At 61.3% G+C, this 20,721-nt stretch carries 18 protein-coding genes; 8 read left to right on the top strand and 10 right to left on the bottom strand.

Annotated features, from left to right (window positions below):
• From ACIOMR_RS19070 to ACIOMR_RS19060, 3 genes are all read left to right on the top strand, one after another.
• Window positions 1-879: an endonuclease/exonuclease/phosphatase family protein gene (locus tag ACIOMR_RS19070; RefSeq protein ID WP_003214803.1), complete on the top strand. Its 879-nt coding sequence runs from the start codon at window positions 1-3 to the stop codon at window positions 877-879.
• Window positions 876-2,981, top strand: a complete 2,106-nt coding sequence (locus tag ACIOMR_RS19065; protein WP_401195780.1) for a diguanylate cyclase — start codon at window positions 876-878, stop codon at window positions 2,979-2,981. Before ACIOMR_RS19070 ends, ACIOMR_RS19065 begins: the two co-directional genes overlap by 4 nt.
• Window positions 2,982-3,083: 102 nt before the next feature.
• Window positions 3,084-3,860 (top strand): N-acetylmuramoyl-L-alanine amidase, encoded by a 777-nt coding sequence (locus tag ACIOMR_RS19060; RefSeq protein ID WP_003214798.1) that lies wholly within the window; start codon window positions 3,084-3,086, stop codon window positions 3,858-3,860.
• Between the two features lie 17 nt (window positions 3,861-3,877).
• Here the strand turns inward: ACIOMR_RS19060 and ACIOMR_RS19055 are convergent, their stop codons facing one another.
• Together ACIOMR_RS19055 and algB are read right to left on the bottom strand one after the other, a co-directional pair.
• A complete protein-coding gene (locus ACIOMR_RS19055; protein ID WP_008439641.1) occupies window positions 3,878-5,665 on the bottom strand; it encodes a KinB sensor domain-containing domain in 1,788 nt (595 codons plus the stop codon).
• Window positions 5,666-5,675: 10 nt separating this feature from the next.
• On the bottom strand, window positions 5,676-7,022 hold the full coding sequence (algB, locus tag ACIOMR_RS19050) for a sigma-54-dependent response regulator transcription factor AlgB (protein WP_003214793.1): 1,347 nt from the start codon (window positions 7,020-7,022) through the stop codon (window positions 5,676-5,678).
• A gap of 392 nt (window positions 7,023-7,414) precedes the next feature.
• Between algB and ACIOMR_RS19045 the strand changes: the two genes are divergently transcribed.
• The 5 genes from ACIOMR_RS19045 to ACIOMR_RS19025 all read left to right on the top strand — a co-directional run bounded on the left by ACIOMR_RS19045 (window position 7,415) and on the right by ACIOMR_RS19025 (window position 11,801).
• On the top strand, window positions 7,415-7,699 hold the full coding sequence (locus tag ACIOMR_RS19045) for a hypothetical protein (RefSeq protein ID WP_087694545.1): 285 nt from the start codon (window positions 7,415-7,417) through the stop codon (window positions 7,697-7,699).
• A gap of 77 nt (window positions 7,700-7,776) precedes the next feature.
• Window positions 7,777-7,941 carry a DUF1328 domain-containing protein gene (locus ACIOMR_RS19040; protein ID WP_003170804.1) on the top strand — a complete coding sequence of 55 codons (165 nt, stop codon included), beginning with the start codon at window positions 7,777-7,779 and terminating at the stop codon, window positions 7,939-7,941.
• 2 nt (window positions 7,942-7,943) lie between these two features.
• The gene (locus tag ACIOMR_RS19035) at window positions 7,944-8,411 is read left to right on the top strand and encodes an inhibitor of vertebrate lysozyme family protein (RefSeq protein ID WP_102604421.1); all 468 of its coding nucleotides are present in this window, start codon (window positions 7,944-7,946) and stop codon (window positions 8,409-8,411) included.
• Between the two features lie 729 nt (window positions 8,412-9,140).
• On the top strand, window positions 9,141-10,472 hold the full coding sequence (gene gltP, locus ACIOMR_RS19030; protein WP_003214787.1) for a glutamate/aspartate:proton symporter GltP: 1,332 nt from the start codon (window positions 9,141-9,143) through the stop codon (window positions 10,470-10,472).
• Window positions 10,473-10,571: 99 nt separating this feature from the next.
• On the top strand, window positions 10,572-11,801 hold the full coding sequence (locus ACIOMR_RS19025; RefSeq protein ID WP_003214785.1) for a nucleoside recognition domain-containing protein: 1,230 nt from the start codon (window positions 10,572-10,574) through the stop codon (window positions 11,799-11,801).
• A gap of 86 nt (window positions 11,802-11,887) precedes the next feature.
• On the opposite strand, the gene ACIOMR_RS19020 is transcribed toward ACIOMR_RS19025, so the two are convergent.
• The 8 genes from ACIOMR_RS19020 to ACIOMR_RS18985 all read right to left on the bottom strand — a co-directional run bounded on the left by ACIOMR_RS19020 (window position 11,888) and on the right by ACIOMR_RS18985 (window position 20,684).
• Window positions 11,888-12,547, bottom strand: a complete 660-nt coding sequence (locus ACIOMR_RS19020; protein WP_177022442.1) for an ABC-type transport auxiliary lipoprotein family protein — start codon at window positions 12,545-12,547, stop codon at window positions 11,888-11,890.
• Window positions 12,544-13,482, bottom strand: a complete 939-nt coding sequence (locus ACIOMR_RS19015; protein ID WP_003214780.1) for an MlaD family protein — start codon at window positions 13,480-13,482, stop codon at window positions 12,544-12,546. Before ACIOMR_RS19015 ends, ACIOMR_RS19020 begins: the two co-directional genes overlap by 4 nt.
• A 1-nt stretch (window position 13,483) precedes the next feature.
• Complete coding sequence (locus ACIOMR_RS19010; protein ID WP_003214778.1) at window positions 13,484-14,287, bottom strand: ABC transporter ATP-binding protein; 804 nt, start codon at window positions 14,285-14,287, stop codon at window positions 13,484-13,486.
• On the bottom strand, window positions 14,284-15,432 hold the full coding sequence (locus ACIOMR_RS19005) for an ABC transporter permease (protein ID WP_032899919.1): 1,149 nt from the start codon (window positions 15,430-15,432) through the stop codon (window positions 14,284-14,286). Before ACIOMR_RS19005 ends, ACIOMR_RS19010 begins: the two co-directional genes overlap by 4 nt.
• Window positions 15,433-15,487: 55 nt before the next feature.
• Window positions 15,488-16,531 (bottom strand): DUF5924 family protein, encoded by a 1,044-nt coding sequence (locus tag ACIOMR_RS19000; protein ID WP_003214774.1) that lies wholly within the window; start codon window positions 16,529-16,531, stop codon window positions 15,488-15,490.
• Window positions 16,532-16,602: 71 nt separating this feature from the next.
• Entirely contained in the window at window positions 16,603-17,985 is a 1,383-nt protein-coding gene (locus tag ACIOMR_RS18995; RefSeq protein ID WP_003214772.1) for a pitrilysin family protein, read from the bottom strand.
• Window positions 17,986-18,043: 58 nt separating this feature from the next.
• Entirely contained in the window at window positions 18,044-19,702 is a 1,659-nt protein-coding gene (locus ACIOMR_RS18990; protein ID WP_087694542.1) for a Na/Pi cotransporter family protein, read from the bottom strand.
• A 214-nt stretch (window positions 19,703-19,916) separates the two neighbouring features.
• Window positions 19,917-20,684: a TerC family protein gene (locus ACIOMR_RS18985; protein ID WP_003214768.1), complete on the bottom strand. Its 768-nt coding sequence runs from the start codon at window positions 20,682-20,684 to the stop codon at window positions 19,917-19,919.
• Window positions 20,685-20,721: the final 37 nt, after the last annotated feature.

The raw sequence follows: 20,721 nt of genomic DNA, 5'->3' as shown, positions 1-20,721 counted from the left end.
ATGCGTCGCTGGGGTACTGAACGTGTCGTTGGCCTGCATGACCCGAAGGTCAACGAACATCACCTGGAATCCACGGGCCTGCCGGCTGACAGTCGGTTGCGCCTGCTCAGTTTCAATATCCAGGTGGGTATCAGTACCGAGAAATACCGGCATTACCTGACCCGTGGCTGGCAGCACCTGCTGCCCCACAATGGGCGTGCCGGCAATCTGCAAAAGATCGGCGACCTGCTGGGTGACTTCGACCTGGTAGCCCTGCAGGAGGCCGATGGTGGCAGCCTGCGTTCCGGCTACATCAACCAGGTCGAGCACCTTGCCCAGCTCGGTGCCTTTCCCTACTGGTATCAACAACTCAATCGCAACCTCGGCAAACTCGGCCAGCACAGCAATGGTGTGCTCAGCCGTCTGAAACCGTGGGCGATCGAGGACCACCCGTTGCCTGGCCCGAAAGGCCGCGGTGCAATTCTCGTACGATTCGGCGAAGGGCCGGAAGCATTGGTCGTGGTGATGATGCACCTCGCGTTGGGGGCACGAACCCGCACCCTGCAGTTGGCCTACATCCGCGAGTTGATTGGCAACTACAAACACCAAGTGCTGATGGGGGACATGAACACCCACGCCAGCGACCTGCTACAGAATTCCCCGTTGCGCGACCTTGGGTTGCTGGCGCCGCAAGTCGAAGCCACCTTTCCCAGCTGGCGACCGCAACGTTGTCTTGATCACATCCTGCTCAGCCCGACCCTGACACTCGAAAGTGTGCAGGTACTGGCGCAGCCCATCTCCGATCACCTGCCCGTCGCGGTAGAGATTCGTCTGCCGGGTTCGCTCACGGCTGATGCATTGCCCGCGTTGAGCCCCGGCCCTCGCGGACCCCTTGCATGAGCGACGACGCCCAGCGTTGGAAAGAGAAATACCTTAAAAGCGTCGAGCAACAAGAAAAGCTCGAGCGTCGCTGGGCCGCCCGCCTCGACCTGCTGCGCCGAGGGCTGGTGCGCAGCACCCTGGCGGCAGAAGGGACCGACCGAGCGGTTGACCAATGCATGAAGGAAATGCGCGATGTGGTGCGCACCGACGACATGGACGCCGCCCTCGCTGCATTGCTGCCGCGCCTGGAAAAGGCCGTGCTGGATTCGGAGCAGCGCCGCGAAACCCGGGTTGACCAGATCGGCAGCGCGTTGACGGCCCTGGTCACTCAGTTGCAGAAACTGCCCTTGCCACGGGACGTGAGTCGCCCGCTGAAGGCTTTCGCCAAGCAGCTGGACGGTCGGGTTGGCCAGGCGCGGGAGATCCCGCTGTTGCTGAGTGAGCTGAGCGGCCTGCAGGGGCAGGCGTTGAGTAACCTGGAGCCGGAGGGCGAAACCAGCCGTTCGAGCCCGGGGCTGTTGCAGCGTCTGTTTGGCACCAAGGACGCAATCGACACGCCGGAGGTTGAAGCGCCCACGCCATCCCGCCCGGCTTCTCCGGCGCCTGCTGCGCCAAAGCCCAGCCCGGTGGGTGAAGTTGAAGCGCCGGCGCAATCGGCAGAACTGGCCCAGGCGCTGCGGGCTTTTGCACCGCAGCCGAAGGTCCCGGCCCCCATCGAGTCGCCCCCTGAGCCGGTATCGCCAGTAGAGGCTACCGACGCTGTCAGCGAAGCAGTGCCTGTTGTTCCGGCCGTCGCGGTCACAGCGCCTGTCGTCGAGGCACCCGCTACGATTATCGAAACGCCAGAACCCGAGCAACCGATCGAAGCGGAGGTTGAGCTCGAGAGTGCTCTTGCCGCCATGGTCGAGGTGCCAGAGGTGCAGGCCCGTGAGTCGGAGCGGACAGAGATCGGCAGTCTTTCCCTGCCCCCGGTCCTGGCCGATGAACCGCAAGAATCGCCCGAGCAGGCAGAGCCGAACCCAGACGAGCTGCTAGCGGATCAAGCCTACGCCCTGCCCGACACCCCCGAGCCGTCTTACAGTTCGGTGGCCAAGCACATCGAAGATACCCTGCTCGGCTTACTGGAAGACCTCTCGCTGCCCGAGCGCCATCGGCCCCAGGCCGAAGCCATGCGTGAGCGCCTGGCCCACGGATTGAACTGGTACGAATTGCTGCCGATCCTCGATGACCTGGCGGTGTTGATGCTGGCGATCACCGACAGCGGCCAGCACGAGTTTGAAGCCTACCTCAAGCAGCTCAACGATCGTCTCGAGGCGTTCCAGGGGCACCTGCAGGTCGCCAGTGACGGCCACGCCGACAGCCGGTCGGCGGCCAGGGAGCTGGATACCCAGATCCGCGAACAAGTGGATGGTTTGCAAACCAGCATGCAGGACGCCGCGGACCTCGACAGCCTCAAGCACGTGCTGGAGAGCCATCTCGAAGGGCTGCTGGGCACCATGGATGAACACCGCCACCAGCGTGACCAGCGCGAACAGGAAGTGGCTGCACGGCTCAAGGGCCTGGCCGAACGGGTCGCCAATATGGAGCAAGAGGCTCAGGGCTACCGTGAACACCTTGAGGTTCAGCGCCAGAAAGCCCTGATCGATCCGCTCACCGGACTACCCAACCGCGCGGCCTGGAGCGAGCGTCTGGAGCAGGAGGTCAACGCCTGGCACCAGCGTGGAAATAACCTGTCACTGGCCATGCTGGACCTCGATCACTTCAAGCGCATCAACGACGGCTATGGTCATCTGGCGGGCGACAAGGTGCTGAAAATCATCGCCACGGTGCTTCGCAAACGCCTGCGGCCGAACGACTTCATCGCGCGTTTTGGCGGTGAAGAGTTTGTACTGCTGATGCCCAACTCGTCGCTGTCCGATGCGTTGGCGGTGGGTGAAACCCTGCGTGCAGCCATCCAAGCCTGCCCGTTTCACTTCAAGGGCGAGCCGGTGACGATTACGGTGTCCATGGGCATGGCGCAGTTTCAGCCGGGAGAACGCAGTGACCTGGCGCTCAAGCGCGCTGACGAGGCGTTATATCGTGCCAAGGCGGCGGGGCGTAACCAGGTGCAGGCGGCCTGACCGGAAATGTTCCATTTTGTTTAAAACATCGCATTTGGCCGCCTGGCAGCAAACGGTACGTTACACTGTTGCATTATCGTCTTAAGCGTACTATTTGCTGCCATGAAACTTCTGTGTTCTGCCTTTCTGTTTCTCCTGCTCGCCGGTTGCGCGAGCGGCCCTCGCCTGGACACCAGTCATCCGTCGGTGAACCACGACAATCGTGTGCAGTTTGTCGTCGTGCACTACACCTCGGCGTCCCTTGAGCGCTCCCTGGCGCTGTTGACCCATGGCCAGGTCAGCAGTCATTACCTGATCGGTGATGACGCCTCGGCCACCATCTATAAGCTCGTGGATGAAAGCCAGCGCGCCTGGCATGCCGGAGAAAGTGAATGGATGGGCCGCACCTGGCTCAACTCCAGCTCCATCGGGATCGAGATCGTGAACCCGGGTTATCGGGATTTGCCGACGGGCCGCGTCTGGTATCCCTATTCCGAAGCGCAGGTGCAGTCACTGGTGGTGCTGCTCAAGGACATCAGCAAACGCAACGGCATCGACCCGCGAAACATCATCGGCCATAGCGACATTGCCCCGCTGCGCAAGCTGGACCCGGGGCCGTTGTTCCCCTGGAAGCGCCTGGCGGATGAAGGGCTGGGCATGTGGCCGGACGCCAAGGCGGTGGCCCGTTACCAGGTGCAGTACGCAGCCGATCTGCCGAGCATTACCTGGTTCCAGGAAGAGTTGGCGAAGCTGGGCTATCCGACGCCGCAGACGGGCGAGCTGGATGTGGCGACGCGGCATGTGGTGGCCGCGTTCCAGATGCATTTCCGGGCGTCGCTGTTTGATGGGACGCCGGATGCCGAAAGTGCTGCGATCCTGCGGGCGTTGAATCACCAATAACGGTTGGCGCGTTGGTCCTACAGGGGCAACGCCATGTAGAACTGCGTCCCCTGCCCCGGCCGCGAATACACCCCCATGCGGCCACCGTGCAATTGCACGATCTCCTTGCACAGCGCCAGGCCCAGCCCGGCGCCGCCTTTCTTGCGGCCTACCTGCACAAACGGTTCGAAGATTCGTCCCTGCTGGCCGTAGGCAATGCCTTCACCGTTGTCTTCAACGCTGACAATCACCCGTTCGCCATGGCGACGCGCCTGCAAGCGGATCTGCCCACCGTCGGCTGTGTGCCGCAGGGCATTGCCCAGCAAATTGTCGAGCACCCTTTCCAGCTGCGCTCGATCGGCATGCAACCTCGGTAGCGGGGATTGTTCCTCAACCAGCAGCTCGATGTTCTGCGCATTCGCCTGCTCCGCGAAGCGGGCGCGGGCATGTTCGAGCAGGTCGCTGATGTCACACGGGCCCAGGGTGAGTTTCTGCAAGCCATTCTGGTAGCGCGAGAAGTTGAGCAAGTCATTGATCAACTGCATCAGGCGCTGCATTTCCTCGTTGACCGTATCCAGCAGGTCCGCTTCGCGCGACTCCGCAGGAAACTTCGCCCGTTCCCGGAACAAGCCGAAGGCCATGTGCATGCCCGTCACCGGCGTGCGTAATTCATGGGACGCGCGCAACACAAACTCACTGCGTACTCGTTCAAAGGCACGCTGTTCGGTAACGTCATGCAGCACCATCACCGCGCCCAGAATGTGCCCCTGGGTATGGCTGACCGGCGTCAGGCTGTACGTCAGCAGGCGCAGCTCACCCTCAACCTCTACTTCCAGGTCTTCAGGTGCGCGCTCCAGATTGCCGCCGCGCAGTACCAGCTGCAGCTGTTCATCCAGTTCCGGGCGGCCCAGGGCGTCGCCAAGGCCTTGGCCCAGGCGATTCTCGTCCCAGCCGAGTTGACGTTGTGCCACCGGGTTAAGGTGTTCCAGGCGACCCTGGCGGTCGATCATCAGCAGGCCGTCGTCGATGCTGTCGAGCACCGCCTGCAGGCGTTGTTGCCCGGCCAGCAGCTCATCGACATTGGTTGCCTGATGCTGGCGCAACGCCTCGGCCATGATGCCGAAGCGTCGGGTCAGCAGGTTCATTTCCGCTGCGGATGAAATGGGCAGCGTGACTTCGAAGTTGCCCTGGCCGATCTTGTCGGCGGCCTTGGCCAGCGCTTCGATCGGCCCGCCAAAGCGTCGGGCGATACCGTGGGCGGTAACGAAACCGATGATCAGCACCGCCAGCCCGACCAGGCCCAGCAGGCCGGCAATCAGCAGCGCACGTTCACGGGACTTGTGTTCGGTATCGTTGATGTTATCCAGGGCTTTCTTGTGCTCGGCGATCAGGCCGTTGCGCAGGATGTTGAAGCGTTTGGTCAGCTCGTCGTTGTTGCGCAGTTGCGGCGGAGCATTCTCCTTTTCATCGAACGCCTCGAGAAAGCTCAGGTAATTGGTCTTGGCCTGGGTAAAACCGCTGGTTACCGCGTCCTTTTGTTCGTGGTCGATACCTTGCTGCAACAGGGCGAAATAGCGTTGCTTGGAGTCTTCCAGCGCGGCGGTATTCGGCTGTTCATTGAGCATGATCATCAACTGGTCGCCGAGGGTCTGCCGAAGCTTGAGCCCCAGGTCCAATGTGATGAAGTTGCTGCGAATCAACGATTCCTGGGTCTTGGCCATTTGCATGACGCTCACCAGCCCCAGCAGCAACCCCAACAGGGCGACGGTGATCAGCGCGGAAATACTCAGGAACAACCGAGTGCGCAGGGTCATCGCAAGCTTCATAGGCTACAGCTCACAGGTTGTATTGTTTGCGTTTGCGATACAGCGTCGACGCATCAATGCCAAGGGTTCGGGCCGCCTGGTCCAGGGTGTCGCTGGTGGCCAGCACGGCACCGATATGCGCCTTTTCCAGTTCATCCAGGCTCAACGCCGCACCGATACGCGGGGCATTGTTGGTCGGCTGCTCGGCCATGCCGAGGTGGCTGATCTCAACTTTTTCCTGCGGGCAGATGATGCTGGCCCGCTCAACCACGTTGCGCAGCTCACGGATGTTCCCCGGCCAGCGGTAGTTGAGCAGTGCCTCACGGGCTTCATCGCTGAAGCCGCGCGCCGGCCGCGCATATTCCTTCACGAAGCGCGCCAGGAAGCGGTCGGCCAGGGTCAGGATGTCTTCGCTGCGTTCGCGCAGGGGCGGCAGGTGCAAGGTGATGACATTCAGGCGATACAGCAGGTCTTCGCGGAAACGGCCGTCGCGAACCATGTCTTCCAGGTTCAGGTTGGTAGCGGCGAGAATTCGCACATCGGCACGGCGCGTCACCGGGTCGCCGACGCGCTCGTATTCCTTGTCCTGGATAAAGCGCAGCAACTTGGGTTGTAAAGTAAGCGGAAAGTCGCCGATCTCGTCGAGAAACAAGGTGCCGCCATCGGCCTGGTTGACGCGGCCCAGGGTGCTTTCGCTGGCGCCGGTAAACGCACCACGGCTATGACCGAACAACTCGCTTTCCATCAGTTCCGCCGTCAGCGATGGGCAGTTGATGGTGACGCAGGATTTTTTCGCGCGTTTGCTCCAACCGTGGATCGCCCGGGCCAGTTCACCTTTACCGGTGCCGGATTCGCCGAGAATCAGGATGTTGGCATCAGTGCCCGCCACCTGGCGTGCGGTTTCCAGCACCACCATCATCGCCGGGCTATGGGAGTCGAGGCCGTCCTTGGGCTGGCGCACTGCGCCTTCCAGGGCTTCCAGGCGTGCCGAGAGCTGGCGCACTTCCAGCTGCTTGGCCGTGGCCAGGCGCAATTGGTCGGGGCTGCAAGGCTTTACCAGGTAGTCGGCCGCGCCGGCCTGGATCGCATCCACGGCGGTGTCGACGGCCGAGTGGGCCGTGACGATCACCACGCGCATCCACGGCGCCTGGATACGCATTTGCGCCAGTACATCCAGGCCGTTGTCTTCGCCCAGGCGCAGGTCCAGGAAGCACAGGTCAAACACCTGGCGTTGCAACAAGGCATCGGCCTGGGCGGCGCTGTTGGCGGTGGCTACGGTGTAGCCTTCATCTTCCAGGCAGTAACGGAAGGTGCGAAGGATCGCGGATTCGTCATCCACTAAAAGAATGCGGCCTTGAAGTTCCTTGGCTGATTCCATCTGTCCCGCGCTCCCTTAAGAATGAATGATGTTGTTTAGTCCCGGAATAATCGGGCAAGTTGCATGGTTTATTCTGATTGATTAAAGCCGTCACCGCGCAGCTATCTGCGCTTCTTCTTACAAAGACGCCCACAAGAGGCGTTTTTGTCTCCCTCTTGCCACTTCGGCAGTCGAACGTTGCCTTCCTATCCCTTGATCCGACCAGTGACCATCGTGCATTTCGCACGGCAAGGATAGGGGCATCGTGCAGGATGCTCGTGGTGTCAAAGCGCTTTTGTTTTTAATTTGTTGATTTTATTGGGTTTTATTTTGTTAAAAAACTGGCACGCAGGCTGCAATACACCTCATACGAGTTTCATTTACGAATAATCAGAATGCGGGAGAGATACAGCATGACTCGCCAAAGCCTGACCCAACTGCGTGTATCGCCACTGCGCCTGCAACAGGGGCTGTTTGCCAGCCTGGCCCTGATGGTGACCTTGATTGGCGGTCAGCAATTGGCGCATTGGCAGCAGAGTCAGCAGCAAGTCGTGCAGTTTGAACGTCCGATGATGACCCAGACCCATTTCCGCTCCGTCGGCAGCACTGCCGCCGATGTGACAACCCCGCAATTGGCGGCGGTTGAACAGGACTCCACCCTCGGCGACCTGCCATCGCAGGAACGCTGGGTGTTCTAGGCAATACACGGTCCTCGAATCGAGCGACCGCAGGCACTACCGCTGTTACCCCTAAAAGAAGCGTAAGGAGAATCACCATGTTGAGTTGGGCAATCACATTTCTGATCATCGCCATTGTGGCTGCAGTCCTGGGCTTCGGTGGTATCGCGGGCACCGCTACGGGTATCGCCAAGATTCTGTTTGTGGTCTTCCTGGTGATGTTCATCGCTTCCTTCTTCTTTGGCCGTCGTGGTCGAGGCTAAGCATGTTCAACTCGTCCCTTAAAGTCCTGGCTGCCGCCCTGTTGTTGGGCGGCAGCGGCTTGGTGCTGGCTGCCAATGATGGCCAGTCCCGAGCCAACGAACTGCTGAGTGCGGACCCGCAGTACCGCGAGACCTGGCAGAGCGTGGTCAAGAAGGAAGAGCGCCTGCCTGAATGGGTGATGAACCTTTCGGGTAGCGCTGAACAGATGAATGCCGTTGAAGAGGATGGTGACAAGTACTTGGTCGGGCCGCTCTGTGAAACCGCAGACACATGCCTGAACAAGCGCCTGATCGTCGCTTTCAGCTTCGACAAGGAAGATGCTTACGCGATGTTGGTAGAAGTCCCGGCGGGCTTGCCCGCGGACAAATCGCCAACGCGGCACGCCGACTACCGTTTTCTTGGCAAGCCGGACGAAGGCATGCAAAAGCTGCTGATGGAACAGCTCAAGAAAGATCCGAATTGGTACTAGGTTCGGTCTGACGACGCTGTCGTCTACCGGCTTAACGTCCATAGAAAGAAGCGCCGTGCTTCTTTCTGTTTGCATCGCCCGACAAGGGTGGTGCATGACCAAGGGGCCGGGTTGCTCTGATCGTTTGGATCGGCGTGACCTACGGGGACAGGGAGTGCCTGCGCAAGGGCCGGGTCAGGTGAAAAGCTGCGACGCAAGTTCCCAAGCCGATGGTTTGTGGAACTTGCGACGGGCTTGCGGCTCCTATGCCCGCTTCTGTCATGCCGCCCATAGCGGCAATTCTCCTTTTTGCGTCCGCCCAACCATTTCTTGGTGTTTCCGCGTGACCATCTATCGAGAAAGTTTGTCTCCTGCCAGACGAGTTTTTCGATGGTATGCGTAGGAATTTTCAGGGGTTTTCAACCGCGACCGTAGATTTTCAAAAAACCCTGCGCGAGCCTGAAATGGCCGGTTCGCGGCATTTATGCCTGCCGAAATGTCGTATTCGAACTGACCGTTCAGACAGAAAAACTCAAAAAAACTCATGCCGATTCGGCATAGGGTAGGCGTTTACGGCATTAGACGTCGCCTCCTTGCATCGGAATAGTTGCGCCTTTTTTCGCCTGCCAGTGAGCCATATCGGCCAACTGCGGTGACCTTCTACGGGGGCAGATGCACACACTTTTTCGCTCTCGAGCGTTCCAGCTGCTGGCGCATCTGCCTGAGTCCACTTGAAGTAAGGGTAATGACATGAAGAAGGCAAAGCTAAGCCTCGCCTGGCAGATCCTCATCGGTCTGGTGCTGGGGATTGCAATCGGTGCGGTGCTTAACCATTTCAGTGCTGAAAAGGCCTGGTGGATCAGCAACGTGTTGCAGCCCGCTGGCGATATCTTTATCCGCCTGATCAAGATGATCGTTATCCCGATCGTGATTTCGTCGCTGATTGTCGGAATCGCCGGTGTTGGCGATGCGAAAAAGCTCGGCCGGATCGGCGTTAAAACCATCCTTTACTTCGAAGTGGTCACCACCATTGCCATTGTGGTCGGCCTGTTGCTGGCCAACCTGTTCCATCCGGGTACCGGCATCGACATGAGTACCCTGGGTACCGTCGACATTTCCAAATACACGGCCACCGCCGCCGAGGTCCAGCACGAGCACGCGTTCATCGAGACGATCCTCAACCTGATCCCGTCGAATATCTTCGCCGCCGTGGCCCGTGGCGACATGCTGCCGATCATCTTCTTCTCGGTGTTGTTCGGCCTCGGCTTGTCGAGCCTCAAGCCTGAATTGCGCGAGCCCCTGGTGACCATGTTCCAGGGCGTGTCCGAGAGCATGTTCAAAGTCACCCACATGATCATGAAATACGCCCCGATCGGTGTATTTGCCCTGATCGCGGTGACCGTCGCCAACTTCGGCTTCGCCTCGCTGCTGCCGCTGGCCAAGCTGGTGATCCTGGTTTACGTCGCCATCCTGTTCTTTGCTTTTGTGGTGCTGGGCCTGATCGCCCGCCTGTTCGGTTTCTCGGTGATCAAGCTGATGCGCATCTTCAAGGATGAGCTGGTGCTGGCCTACTCCACTGCCAGCTCTGAAACCGTGCTGCCGCGTGTGATCGAGAAGATGGAAGCCTACGGCGCGCCGAAGGCGATCTGCAGCTTCGTGGTACCGACCGGCTACTCGTTCAACCTCGACGGTTCGACCCTGTACCAGAGCATCGCGGCGATCTTTATCGCCCAGCTGTATGGCATCGACCTGTCGATTGGCCAGCAACTGATGCTGGTGCTTACCCTGATGGTCACCTCCAAAGGCATCGCCGGCGTGCCGGGCGTGTCCTTCGTGGTGCTGCTGGCGACCCTGGGCAGCGTGGGCATTCCGCTGGAAGGCCTGGCGTTCATCGCCGGTGTCGACCGCATCATGGACATGGCCCGTACCGCACTGAACGTGATCGGTAACGCCCTGGCCGTACTGGTCATCTCCCGTTGGGAAGGCATGTACGACGATGCCAAGGGCGAGCGCTACTGGAACTCCCTGCCGCACTGGCGCACCAAGCAAGCACTGCCGGCCGGCGAGACCACTCGCGGCTGACCGCCAGGACTGGCTCCTACACAAACCCCGGAAAATCCGGGGTTTGTCGTTTCTGCCAGCCCCGCTATCATTCGCCCCATCTTTCGGGGGATTCAACTGATGCTCAATGGCCTGTGGCTTGGCTTCTTCATCGTGGCGATGGTGTCTGCGCTGGCGCAATGGCTGATCGGCGGGAATGCCGGGATCTTTGCGGCCATGGTGGAAAGCATTTTCGCCATGGCCAAGCTGTCGGTCGAGGTGATGGTGTTGCTGTTCGGCACCCTGACCTTGTGGCTGGGCTTCCTGCGTATCGCCGAGAAAGCCGGGATCGTCGACTGGCTGGCCAAGGCCCTGGGGCCGCTGTTCCGGCGCCTGATGCCGGAAGTGCCTGCCGGTCATCCGGCCATCGGCTTGATCACGCTCAACTTCGCCGCCAACGGCCTGGGCCTCGATAACGCCGCTACGCCCATCGGCCTCAAGGCCATGAAGGCGCTGCAAGAGCTCAACCCTATCCCCAATACCGCCAGCAACGCGCAGATCCTGTTCCTGGTACTCAACGCGTCTTCCCTGACCCTGCTGCCGGTCACCATCTTCATGTACCGCGCCCAGCAAGGTGCGGCGGACCCGACGCTGGTGTTCCTGCCGATCCTGCTGGCCACCAGCGCCTCGACCCTGGTGGGCCTGTTGTCGGTGGCGGTGATGCAACGCCTGCGGCTGTGGGACCCGGTGGTGCTGGCGTATCTGATTCCGGGTGCGCTGGTACTGGGTGGCTTCATGGCCTTGCTGGCGACGCTCTCAGCCACGGCGCTGGCGGGGCTGTCGTCGATCCTCGGCAACCTCACGCTGTTCGGGTTGATCATGTTGTTCCTGGTGATCGGCGCGCTGCGCAAGGTGAAGGTCTACGAAGCGTTTGTCGAAGGTGCCAAAGAGGGCTTCGACGTTGCCAAGAACCTGCTGCCGTACCTGGTGGCGATGCTCTGTGCAGTGGGCGTGTTGCGGGCGTCCGGCGCGCTGGATTTCGGCCTGGAAGGCATTCGCCACGTGGTGGCCTGGACCGGCATGGACACGCGCTTTGTCGATGCGCTGCCGACCGCGATGGTCAAGCCGTTCTCCGGCAGTGCGGCGCGGGCGATGTTGATTGAGACCATGCAGACCCAGGGCGTGGACAGCTTCCCGGCGCTGGTGGCGGCGACGATTCAGGGCAGCACCGAGACCACGTTCTATGTGTTGGCGGTGTACTTTGGCTCGGTGGGAATCCAGCGGGCACGGCATGCGGTGGGGTGTGCGTTGTTGGCGGAGTTTGCTGGTGTGGTGGCGGCGATTGCGGTGTGCTACTGGTTCTTCGGCTAAGACCTGAATCCCTGTGGCGAGGGAGCTTGCTCCCGTTGGGCCGCGAAGCGGCCCCAGTCAGTTATCGCAGGTGTGTCAGTCAAAGCTCATTGACTGGTTTTGGGGCTGCTGCGCAGCCCAACGGGAGCAAGCTCCCTGGCCACAAAAGCGCGGCTTCCCAGGCCGACGGCCCAATCCACCACCTGCCTGTTCAGTACATCGCCAGCCTGACCAAACCCGGCTACCACCGCCGGCACCTTGGTATCCCCCACCGGCTGCCTCACCTCGAACCGCTTGCTGGCAATAATCCGTTGATCACTGCCGCGCACCAACCGTGCGTCCAGCCGTATCACCACTTCAACTGCGCTGCCGCGATACTCACTCTGAAACGCCTGCAACTGCCCGCCCAACTCAAAGTCCGCCTGCAGATTGGTCTCATCGGTACTGAGCAACGTCACCCGCCCATCCCGCTGGAACCCGTCCAGCAACCGGTTACGCAACAGCACGGGGGCTGGATCGCTCCAGCGGGAATTCGCATAGCTGCTGATCAAGTCACCGTTAGGCACCACGGCAATCCGCGGGCTGTCGAGGAATTCGCTGGTCTGCGGCTTCGCCACCCGCAGCGACCAGGCCACCGGGCTGGCCTGCGTGGCGGCCTGCGCCGATGGCAACCGGTACACGTCCGAGGGATCCGCCTTCGGCAGGATGGAACACGCACTGACCAATACCAGCGCAACGGGGGCGATCATTTGGTACGCACGCTTCATGGCGTGAACTCCTTGTTCTTGTCGCTGCCCAGCAGGTAACCGCTGGGGTTGGCTTCCAGGCGGCGGGAAATGGCGCGCAACGAACCCAGGGTTTCCCGCAGCTCGCGCACCGCTGGCGCCAGTTCGTTGAGACCCTGCATGCCGCTGTTCAGGGAATCCTTGTTGTTGGTCAGCAAGGTGTCGATCGTGGCCGTGCTCTGTTGAAGGGACTGCATGGCCTTCTCGGCGCTGCCAAACACCTGCTTGCCCTGGTCGTTGAGCAAACCGTTGGCGTTGCGCATCAACGCGGTGGTTTGCTCCAGGGTGGCGCTGGCCTGTTTGCTCACCTGCATCAATTGCTGCATCACCACCTTGATGTCGCCGCGCTGATCGGCAATCGCGCCGGTGGTCTGTTGCAGGTTGTCCAGGGTATTGCTGAGGCGCTCGACGTTCTCCCGGGAGAACATGTGATTGGCGTTGTGCAGCAGCAAGTTGATGCTGGTCATCAGGTCGTTGCTGTTGTTCAGCAGTCGCGCGATCGGTGATGGCGACGCAATGATTTCCGGCAGGTTGCCGTCCTTGCCCTTGAGCTCAGGGCTTTGGGGTGTACCGCCGCTGAGCTGGATGATCGAGGTGCCGGTGATGCCGGTCAGGGCCAGTTTGGCCTGGGTGTCTTCCTTGATCGGCGTCTGCCCGGCCAGGCGGATGCGCGCCAGCACCCGGCGCGGGTCTTTCGGGTCGAGGCGCAGGCTGGTGACGTCGCCCACCTTGATCCCGCTGTACTGCACGGCACTGCCTTGGGACAGCCCACTGACCGCCTCGTTGAACACCACTTCGTAATCCTGGAATGCGCTGTCGACGCTGGACTTGGCCAGCCACAGGCCAAACAGCATGGCGCCGACCACGACGATCACGCTGAACAGACCGATCATCACATGATGGGCTCGGGTTTCCATGTCATACCTCGTTGAGCAGTTGAGCGGCATCCAATGCCGCGCGGCCCCGTGGGCCATGGAAGTATTCGTGAATCCAGGCGTCGTCGGTTTCCGAGACGACATCGATGGCATCCGCCACCAGTACCTTTTTCTGCGCCAGCACCGCTACGCGGTCGGTGATGGTGTACAGCGTGTCGAGGTCGTGGGTGACCAGGAACACGCTCAGGCCCAGCGCATCGCGCAGGGTCAGGATCAGTTGATCGAAGGCGGCGGCGCCGATCGGGTCGAGGCCGGCGGTGGGTTCGTCGAGAAACAGGATGTCCGGGTCCAGCGCCAGGGCACGGGCCAGGGCCGCGCGCTTGATCATGCCGCCGGAGAGTGACGAGGGGTATTTGTCGGCGGCCGACAGCGGCAGCCCGGCCAACGCCAGTTTCACTGCCGCCAGGTGCTCGGCATCGGGACGGCTGAGGCCGGCATGCTCTATCAGTGGCAACGCAACGTTCTCGGTGACCGTCAGCGAGGAAAACAGCGCGCCCTTCTGGAACAGCACGCCGAAGCGCCGCTCCACCAGTGACCGCTCGTGTTCCGACAGGCTCGGCAAGTTCTGCCCGAACACCCGCACCTGGCCTTCGCTGGGCTGGCGCAAACCGATGATGCTGCGCAGCAGCACCGACTTGCCGCTGCCGGAGCCACCGACGACGGCGAGGATTTCACCCTTGTACAAGTCCAGGTCGAGGTTCTCGTGCACGCTTTGCGAACCAAAGCGGTTGCACAGCCCGCGGACTTCGATCACCGCCTCAGTGGGCGCACGGCGCAGACGACTCACCAGCCCATCTCCATGAAGAACAGTGCGGCGACCGCATCCAGCACGATCACCACGAAAATCGATTGCACCACACTGGAGGTGGTGTGGGCGCCGACGGACTCGGCGCTGCCGCTGACCTTGAAACCTTCGAGGCAGCCGATGGCCGCGATCAGGAACGCGAAGATCGGTGCCTTGACCATGCCGACGAGGAAGTGCTGCACGCCAATGTCCGATTGCAGCAGCGACAGGAACATTGCCGGCGAAATATCCAGGGCCACGGCACACACCACACCGCCGCCGATAATGCCCGAGAGCATTGCCAGGAACGTCAGCATCGGCAGCGCCACCAGCAATGCCAGTACGCGGGGCAGCACCAGCAACTCCATCGGGTCGAGGCCCAGGGTGCGGATCGCATCGATCTCTTCGTTGGCCTTCATCGAGCCGATCTGTGCGGTGAAGGCACTGGCGGTGCGGCCGGCCATCAGGATCGCGGTGAGCAACACGCCGAACTCCCGCAGGAAGGAGAACGCCACCAGGTCCACGGTGAAAATGCTCGCGCCAAAACTGGCCAGCACCGTGGCACCGAGAAACGCCACCACTGCGCCCACCAGGAAGGTCAGCAAGGCCACGATGGGGGCCGCATCGAGGCCGGTTTGTTCGATATGCGCAACCATTGGCGTCACGCGCCAGCGCTTGGGCCGGAATACGCCACGGGCGAAGGTTTCGAGGATCAGGCCGATAAAGCCCAGCAGTTTCATGCCGTCTTGCCAGACGGTGTAGACCGCGCCGCCGATGCGCGCCAGCAACATGATGCCGGCGGCTTCTTCGGGTTCCTTGACCGGCACACAGAAGTCGTTCAGAGAGCGGTAGACGGTTTTCAGTAACGCGCGGTCGGCGGTCGAGAGGCTGCAGTCGGTCTGTTCGGCGGACTGTTCGATGCGCTCGGGGCCGAGCAATTCCACCAGCAGCGAGGCGCCGGCCGTGTCCAGGGCGCCGAGGCCGTTAAGGTCGATACGTGCGCCAGCGTCGTACTGGCCGTCGAGCTTTTCCGACAGCTTCTTCAGGTTGGCATAGTGGGCAAGCGTCCAATCCCCTGTAATCCTCAGCAATGGAGGCTGGGTGGACGTGTCCAGATGGGCTGCACCGGCCGTTGTACTACTGGTCATAAGCTCCGAGCTTGTTTGGCTATTCCAGAATTCCTACGTAATAGCACGATCCTGCCTACTTTGGCGCGTCTGGCGTAGTAGCGCCCTGACCGGGGTCAGTCACCTTGAAGCGCAACACGCCGATCACTTGGCCATCTTCGGTCAGCACCCGTACCTGCCAGCGTCCTACCGAGTCGGGGGGGAAGTTCTGCTTGTGGGTCCAGGCCCGATAGCCTTCCTTGCGCCCACCATGGATGTCCAGGGCGATGCGGTCGACTTCCTTGCCGTTGAATTTCCACACATGGTAGATCCGCTCATCCAGGCCGCGCGGCGCGTTGATCGCGGTGTAGGCATACAGCCCGCTGCTGCGCAGTTGGGCGGCGCTGACTTCTTTCAGGTCATCGCCGGGCGTGCGGTCCTGCAATTGGGTGCTGATGGCCACTTCGGTCATCCACAGCGTCGCGGGCGGCACCCAAGTGCGCAGGAACCAGCCGGCGCAACCAATCGCTGCGGTAACCCCCAACAGCATCGCCCAGCCCTTGATGCTACGCAGCGGCAGGCTCACGGCCAGGCTCGGGATAGAGAGCGCCATCGCCACGCCGAGGGCCAGTTTGTAACTCTCGGCGGTGGTCAGGTGCAGGATGATCGGCAGCGCGGTCAGCAGGGCCGCAAACAGGGTCAGGGTGTGCAGTGCGAGAAACAGCGAGCGCTTGGGCGCCAGCCACTTGTAGTACAGCGGGTCGGTGATGGAGACCAACGCCGCCGCGCCCAGCAGGCCGGTAAAGATCGACTGGCCGCTGTTCCAGGTGGTGGTGACAAAAAAGAACGGCAGCACAAAAAACAGGCTTTCCTGATGGATCATCTGCGTGGCGTAGCGCAGCAGCGGTTCGGGGATTTCCCGTTTGAAGACTTTGCTGAACAGCTGGGTGAGGCTGTTTTCGAGCATCAGCCATAACCAGCTCACCAGCATGATGATCGCGATCCAGCTGGCCATGCCTTGCTGGCGATCCACCAGGATGAAGCTGCCCACACCCGAGATGAAACCGCCGAGTGCAATCACCCCTGGGTAGCGCTTCATCAGCTCGAGGATGCGCTGGATGGTGTGGGTCAGGATAGGCATTCGGCAGTTCACAGTCTTTGTAGGAAAAATCCCAGACAGAATAACGTTTTAGCCGTTTTCTCGGGGCCCGATTACGCAATCCCTTTGCGATAACGCCACACGCCTAGTAACACAATCGCAATCAGCCCCAGTGCGCCTGCGGCGATCCAGTTGAGGCTATCGTAGCTGAACAACGGTTTCTCGATGCGCCAGTAGCCGTTCTGCTTGAACAACTCGCGCATGGCCTGGTTGGCTTGCTCCAGGCTTACAGCCTTGATGCGCTTGGCCGGGTCGCTGAAATGCCCTTTGGCGTAGTCGCCCGAGGCACTCCAGTAATAGTCGGCCAACGCGCTGTTGCCTTGAACGGCCCACGCCTGGCGGGCAATGGCGGCTTGTTGCAGGCGGGCGAAGGTGGCCGGGTCGAGGCCGTCCTTGAGCAACTGGGCCCTGAGGGTTTCCAGCACGTGCTCGGCTTCCGGCAGGTTGTCGCGTTCAAGGTCGGCGTTGAGGCTCATGAAGCCGACGCCGCCCAGCACTTCGCGCTCGCTCCATGGGCCATAGGACAAGCCGTGCTGCAAGCGCAATTGACGATACAGCGCCCAATCCAGGTAGTCCTTGAGCAGGTCGAAGGTTTCATCGTACTGGTCGTCCAGCACCGGCTCGGGGAATAACCAGTGCAGCTTGGCGTTGTCACCGACCCAGCCGTGGATCAGGTCGCGGCGGACGGCGGCGGCGTGTTGAATCTCCGGCAACGGGCGATGTTCGCTGGGGTCAACCGGATCAAGCGCGCCGTAGGTGCGTTCGAGATAGGCCGGCAGCAGCTTGTCGAGGTCGCCGACGATGATCAGGGTCATGTTGTTGGGGGCGTACCAGGCCTTGCGCAGCTTTTCCAACTGGTCGCGGGTCAGGTGCTCGACTTCGGCCCGCTCGGCGCATTTGAGCCCCAGTTCGACGGCAAGCTGACTGCTGGCCTTGTGGCCGAGGTCCTGGCGGTCCAGCAGCCGTTGCAGGTGTGAGTAATGGCCGCCGTCTTCGCGCTCCACCACCTGTTTGGCGGCATTGATGTTGGCGTCGGTCAGTTGGGTGCGGGTGATGATGGCCAGCAGCAGGTCGAGCACCTTGCGCTGGTTCTGCGCCGGAGCCTCGATGACGAAAGTGGTGTCGGCATTGCTGGTGTAGGCGTTCCAGTCGCCGCCGAGGGCTTGCATGCGTTCTTCCAGCTCACCTTCGCCGCCACCGTCGATCCCGCTGAACAGCAAATGCTCCAGCAGGTGCGGCAGTTCCTTGTCTTCGCAACTGAAGTCATCCAGGCCCACACCCACCACCAGGCGGATTGCCACATGGCCGCGTTCGGTGCCCGGCTTGAGCAGCAATTGCAGGCCGTTGGGCAGGGTGTAGCCCTCGACTTGCAGGCGGTCAAAGGCAAAGGTGTGTGCCGAACCCATGAGCAGGCAGGCGAATAGCAGGCGACGCATAACAGGCTTCCTGGCGAGTGAGGTCCGTTGTTAACTGACTTCACTCGCCGTCGTACGTTCAGGGCGAATGGGTGATGTCGGCAATATCGTCCGCCGAGAGGGCACCGGTGTCGGTGGTTTCCAGCACCACATAAGCGCTGCTGCAGAACAGCGAGTTGAGACGCTTCATGTCGGCAATCAGCTCCAGGTGCAAGGAACTGGTCTCCAGGCTCTGTACGATTTTACGTTGCAAGCGGCTGACGTGGGCGTGGGCCAGGCGACGCTCCTGGGCGCGGAAGCGGCGCTTTTCCCGCAGCAGTTGCCGGGCGCTTTCCGGGTCGGCACTGAGGAACACCGAGAGCCCCAGGCGCAGGTTGGCGATCAGCTGGGTTTGCAGGCCCGCGAGTTCTTCCAGGCCGACTTCGGAGAATGAGCGGCGCTGGGAGGTCTTTTGCTGCTGGACCTTGCGCAGCATGCGTTCGATCAGGTCGCCGGCCAGTTTCAGGTTGATCGACAGTTCGATGATCTCGGCCCAGCGTCGGCTGTCCTGTTCGCTGAGGTCTTCCCGGGGCATTTGCGCGAGGTAGAGCTTGATCGCGCTGTAGAGCGCCTCTACATCGTCGCTCAGGCTGCGCATTTCCTGGGTGATGGCGGTTTGCTTGCCGCGCAGCACTTCCAGCATCGAGGTCAGCATGTTGTCGATCAGGTCGCCCAGACGCAAGGTTTCGCGGGCGGCGTTGGCCAGTGCCAGGCTTGGGGTGGCGAGTGCTGCCAGGTCCAGGTGGCGCGGCTTGGCCAGGCCGTTGACCTCTTCGCGTTCCGGGAGCAACCAGGCGCACAAGCGGGACATCGGGCCGATGGTGGGCAGCAGGATCAGGCAGCGAGTAACGTTATAGAGCAGGTGGAAGGTGATCACCATGCCTTGGGCGCTGTAGTCCAGGTTATCCATCCAGCCGACCAGCGGGTCGAGTACCGGGATGATCAGCAGCAAGCCGATCAGCTTGTACAGCAGGCTGCCCAGGGCCACCTGGCGCCCGGCGGCGTTCTGCATGCTGGTGCTGAGGAAGGCCAGCACGCCGCTGCCGATGTTGGCGCCGATCACCAGGCCGATGGCCACGTGCAGGCCGATCACGCCGGCACCGGCGAGGGTCGCGGTCAGCAGGACGGCGGCCAGGCTGGAGTAGGAAATCATCGCGAACAGTGCGCCGACCAGGGCATCGAGCAAGATGTCGCCGGTCAGCGAGGCGAACAGGACCTTGACGCCCTGCGCGTGGGTGATCGGGCCCGCGGCTTCGACGATCAGTTGCAGCGCAAGGATGATCAGCCCGAGGCCGATCCCGACACGGCCCATCTGCCCGGCGCGTGTCTGTTTGCGCGACAGGAAGAAAATCACCCCGAGGAAAATCAACAGCGGCGACAGCCACGACAGGTCAAAGGTCAGCACCCGGGCCATCAGCGCGGTACCGACATCGGCACCGAGCATGGTCGCCAGGGCGGGCATCAGGCCCATCAGGCCCTGGCCGACAAACGAAGTCACCAGCATCGCCGTGGCGTTGCTGCTTTGCACCATGGCCGTCACCAGGATGCCGGCGATAAACGCCAGCCAGCGCTTGGACATGTTCTGCCCGATGACCTGGCGCAAGTTGGAGCCGTAGACCCGCAGGATGCCGGTACGGACGATGTGCGTGCCCCAGATCAGCAGGGTTACCGCGGAAAGCAGATTGAGCAGGGTCAGCATGCTGGGCCCCCTGTGTTGAGTCGTGCTCCAATCGGAGCAAGTGAATAGTGCCGCGTGCCGTTCTACGTCTTGTACTTAAGCTGTAGTTGGCGAATGGGCTCGGCGCCAGCATCGCATAGCTAAAGTCGGGATTGAAACAAAACTGTCATGAAATCAGCTTTTTGCAGATGAAAAAAAGGGGCTCTAAAGCCCCTTTTTCAGCAGCGGGTCCAGGTTATTGACCCGGAATGTCCTTGCGCAGTTTCACAGGGTCCTGCTGTTTCTTCTTTTTCGCGATGGCGGTACGCATCTTGATGTTCACCGCTTCAACCGCCAGGGAGAACGCCATGGCGAAGTAAACGTAGCCTTTTGGCACGTGAACGTCGAAGGCTTCGGCGATCAGCACAGTACCTACCACCAGCAGGAACGACAGCGCCAGCATCTTCAGCGACGGGTGTTTGTCGATGAAATCGCTGATGGTGCCAGCGGCCAGCATCATCACGAGTACGGCGACGATGATCGCGGCCACCATCACCGGTACGTGGGAAACCATACCGACGGCGGTAATCACCGAGTCCAGGGAGAACACGATGTCGATGATCGCGATCTGGATGATGGTGTAGATGAACTTGCCACCGGCGCCCTTCGGCTCGTCGTGGGTTTCGTCTTCACCTTCCAGGGCGTGGTACATCTCCTGGGAGCTTTTCCACAGCAGGAACAGGCCACCGAAGAACAGGATCAGGTCGCGGCCGGAAATGCCTTGGCCGAACACCACGAACAGATCGTCGGTGAGGCGCATGACCCAAGTGATCGACAGCAGCAACAGGATCCGCGTGACCATCGCCAGCGCCAGGCCGAAGATCCGGGTGCGCGCCTGCATGTGCTTGGGCATGCGGCTGACCAGGATCGAAATCATGATGATGTTATCGATGCCCAAGACGATCTCGAGGGCCGTCAGGGTGAAGAAGGCAATCCAGATTTCCGGATTGGTCAGCCATTCCATGTGTATTCCTTTGAGCGAGTGTTAGACCGCGCCAGCC

Source organism: Pseudomonas sp. NPDC087814 (assembly GCF_044742865.1).
GTDB lineage: Bacteria > Pseudomonadota > Gammaproteobacteria > Pseudomonadales > Pseudomonadaceae > Aquipseudomonas.
The sequence above is the reverse complement of the archived record's forward strand: the minus strand, read 5'-3'. Positions and strand labels throughout refer to the sequence as shown.

What these genes read in the sequence shown, in the direction of transcription:
- ACIOMR_RS19015 (WP_003214780.1), bottom strand. Translation starts at nt 13,482, where the DNA reads ATGGAAACCCGAGCCCATCATGTGATGATCGGTCTGTTCAGCGTGATC.
- ACIOMR_RS19005 (WP_032899919.1), bottom strand. Translation starts at nt 15,432, where the DNA reads ATGACCAGTAGTACAACGGCCGGTGCAGCCCATCTGGACACGTCCACC.
- ACIOMR_RS18985 (WP_003214768.1), bottom strand. Translation starts at nt 20,684, where the DNA reads ATGGAATGGCTGACCAATCCGGAAATCTGGATTGCCTTCTTCACCCTG.
- ACIOMR_RS19040 (WP_003170804.1), top strand. Translation starts at nt 7,777, where the DNA reads ATGTTGAGTTGGGCAATCACATTTCTGATCATCGCCATTGTGGCTGCA.
- ACIOMR_RS19020 (WP_177022442.1), bottom strand. Translation starts at nt 12,547, where the DNA reads ATGAAGCGTGCGTACCAAATGATCGCCCCCGTTGCGCTGGTATTGGTC.
- ACIOMR_RS18995 (WP_003214772.1), bottom strand. Translation starts at nt 17,985, where the DNA reads ATGCGTCGCCTGCTATTCGCCTGCCTGCTCATGGGTTCGGCACACACC.
- ACIOMR_RS19035 (WP_102604421.1), top strand. Translation starts at nt 7,944, where the DNA reads ATGTTCAACTCGTCCCTTAAAGTCCTGGCTGCCGCCCTGTTGTTGGGC.
- ACIOMR_RS19070 (WP_003214803.1), top strand. Translation starts at nt 1, where the DNA reads ATGCGTCGCTGGGGTACTGAACGTGTCGTTGGCCTGCATGACCCGAAG.
- ACIOMR_RS18990 (WP_087694542.1), bottom strand. Translation starts at nt 19,702, where the DNA reads ATGCTGACCCTGCTCAATCTGCTTTCCGCGGTAACCCTGCTGATCTGG.
- ACIOMR_RS19045 (WP_087694545.1), top strand. Translation starts at nt 7,415, where the DNA reads ATGACTCGCCAAAGCCTGACCCAACTGCGTGTATCGCCACTGCGCCTG.
- ACIOMR_RS19025 (WP_003214785.1), top strand. Translation starts at nt 10,572, where the DNA reads ATGCTCAATGGCCTGTGGCTTGGCTTCTTCATCGTGGCGATGGTGTCT.
- ACIOMR_RS19060 (WP_003214798.1), top strand. Translation starts at nt 3,084, where the DNA reads ATGAAACTTCTGTGTTCTGCCTTTCTGTTTCTCCTGCTCGCCGGTTGC.
- algB (WP_003214793.1), bottom strand. Translation starts at nt 7,022, where the DNA reads ATGGAATCAGCCAAGGAACTTCAAGGCCGCATTCTTTTAGTGGATGAC.
- ACIOMR_RS19065 (WP_401195780.1), top strand. Translation starts at nt 876, where the DNA reads ATGAGCGACGACGCCCAGCGTTGGAAAGAGAAATACCTTAAAAGCGTC.
- ACIOMR_RS19055 (WP_008439641.1), bottom strand. Translation starts at nt 5,665, where the DNA reads ATGAAGCTTGCGATGACCCTGCGCACTCGGTTGTTCCTGAGTATTTCC.
- gltP (WP_003214787.1), top strand. Translation starts at nt 9,141, where the DNA reads ATGAAGAAGGCAAAGCTAAGCCTCGCCTGGCAGATCCTCATCGGTCTG.
- ACIOMR_RS19000 (WP_003214774.1), bottom strand. Translation starts at nt 16,531, where the DNA reads ATGCCTATCCTGACCCACACCATCCAGCGCATCCTCGAGCTGATGAAG.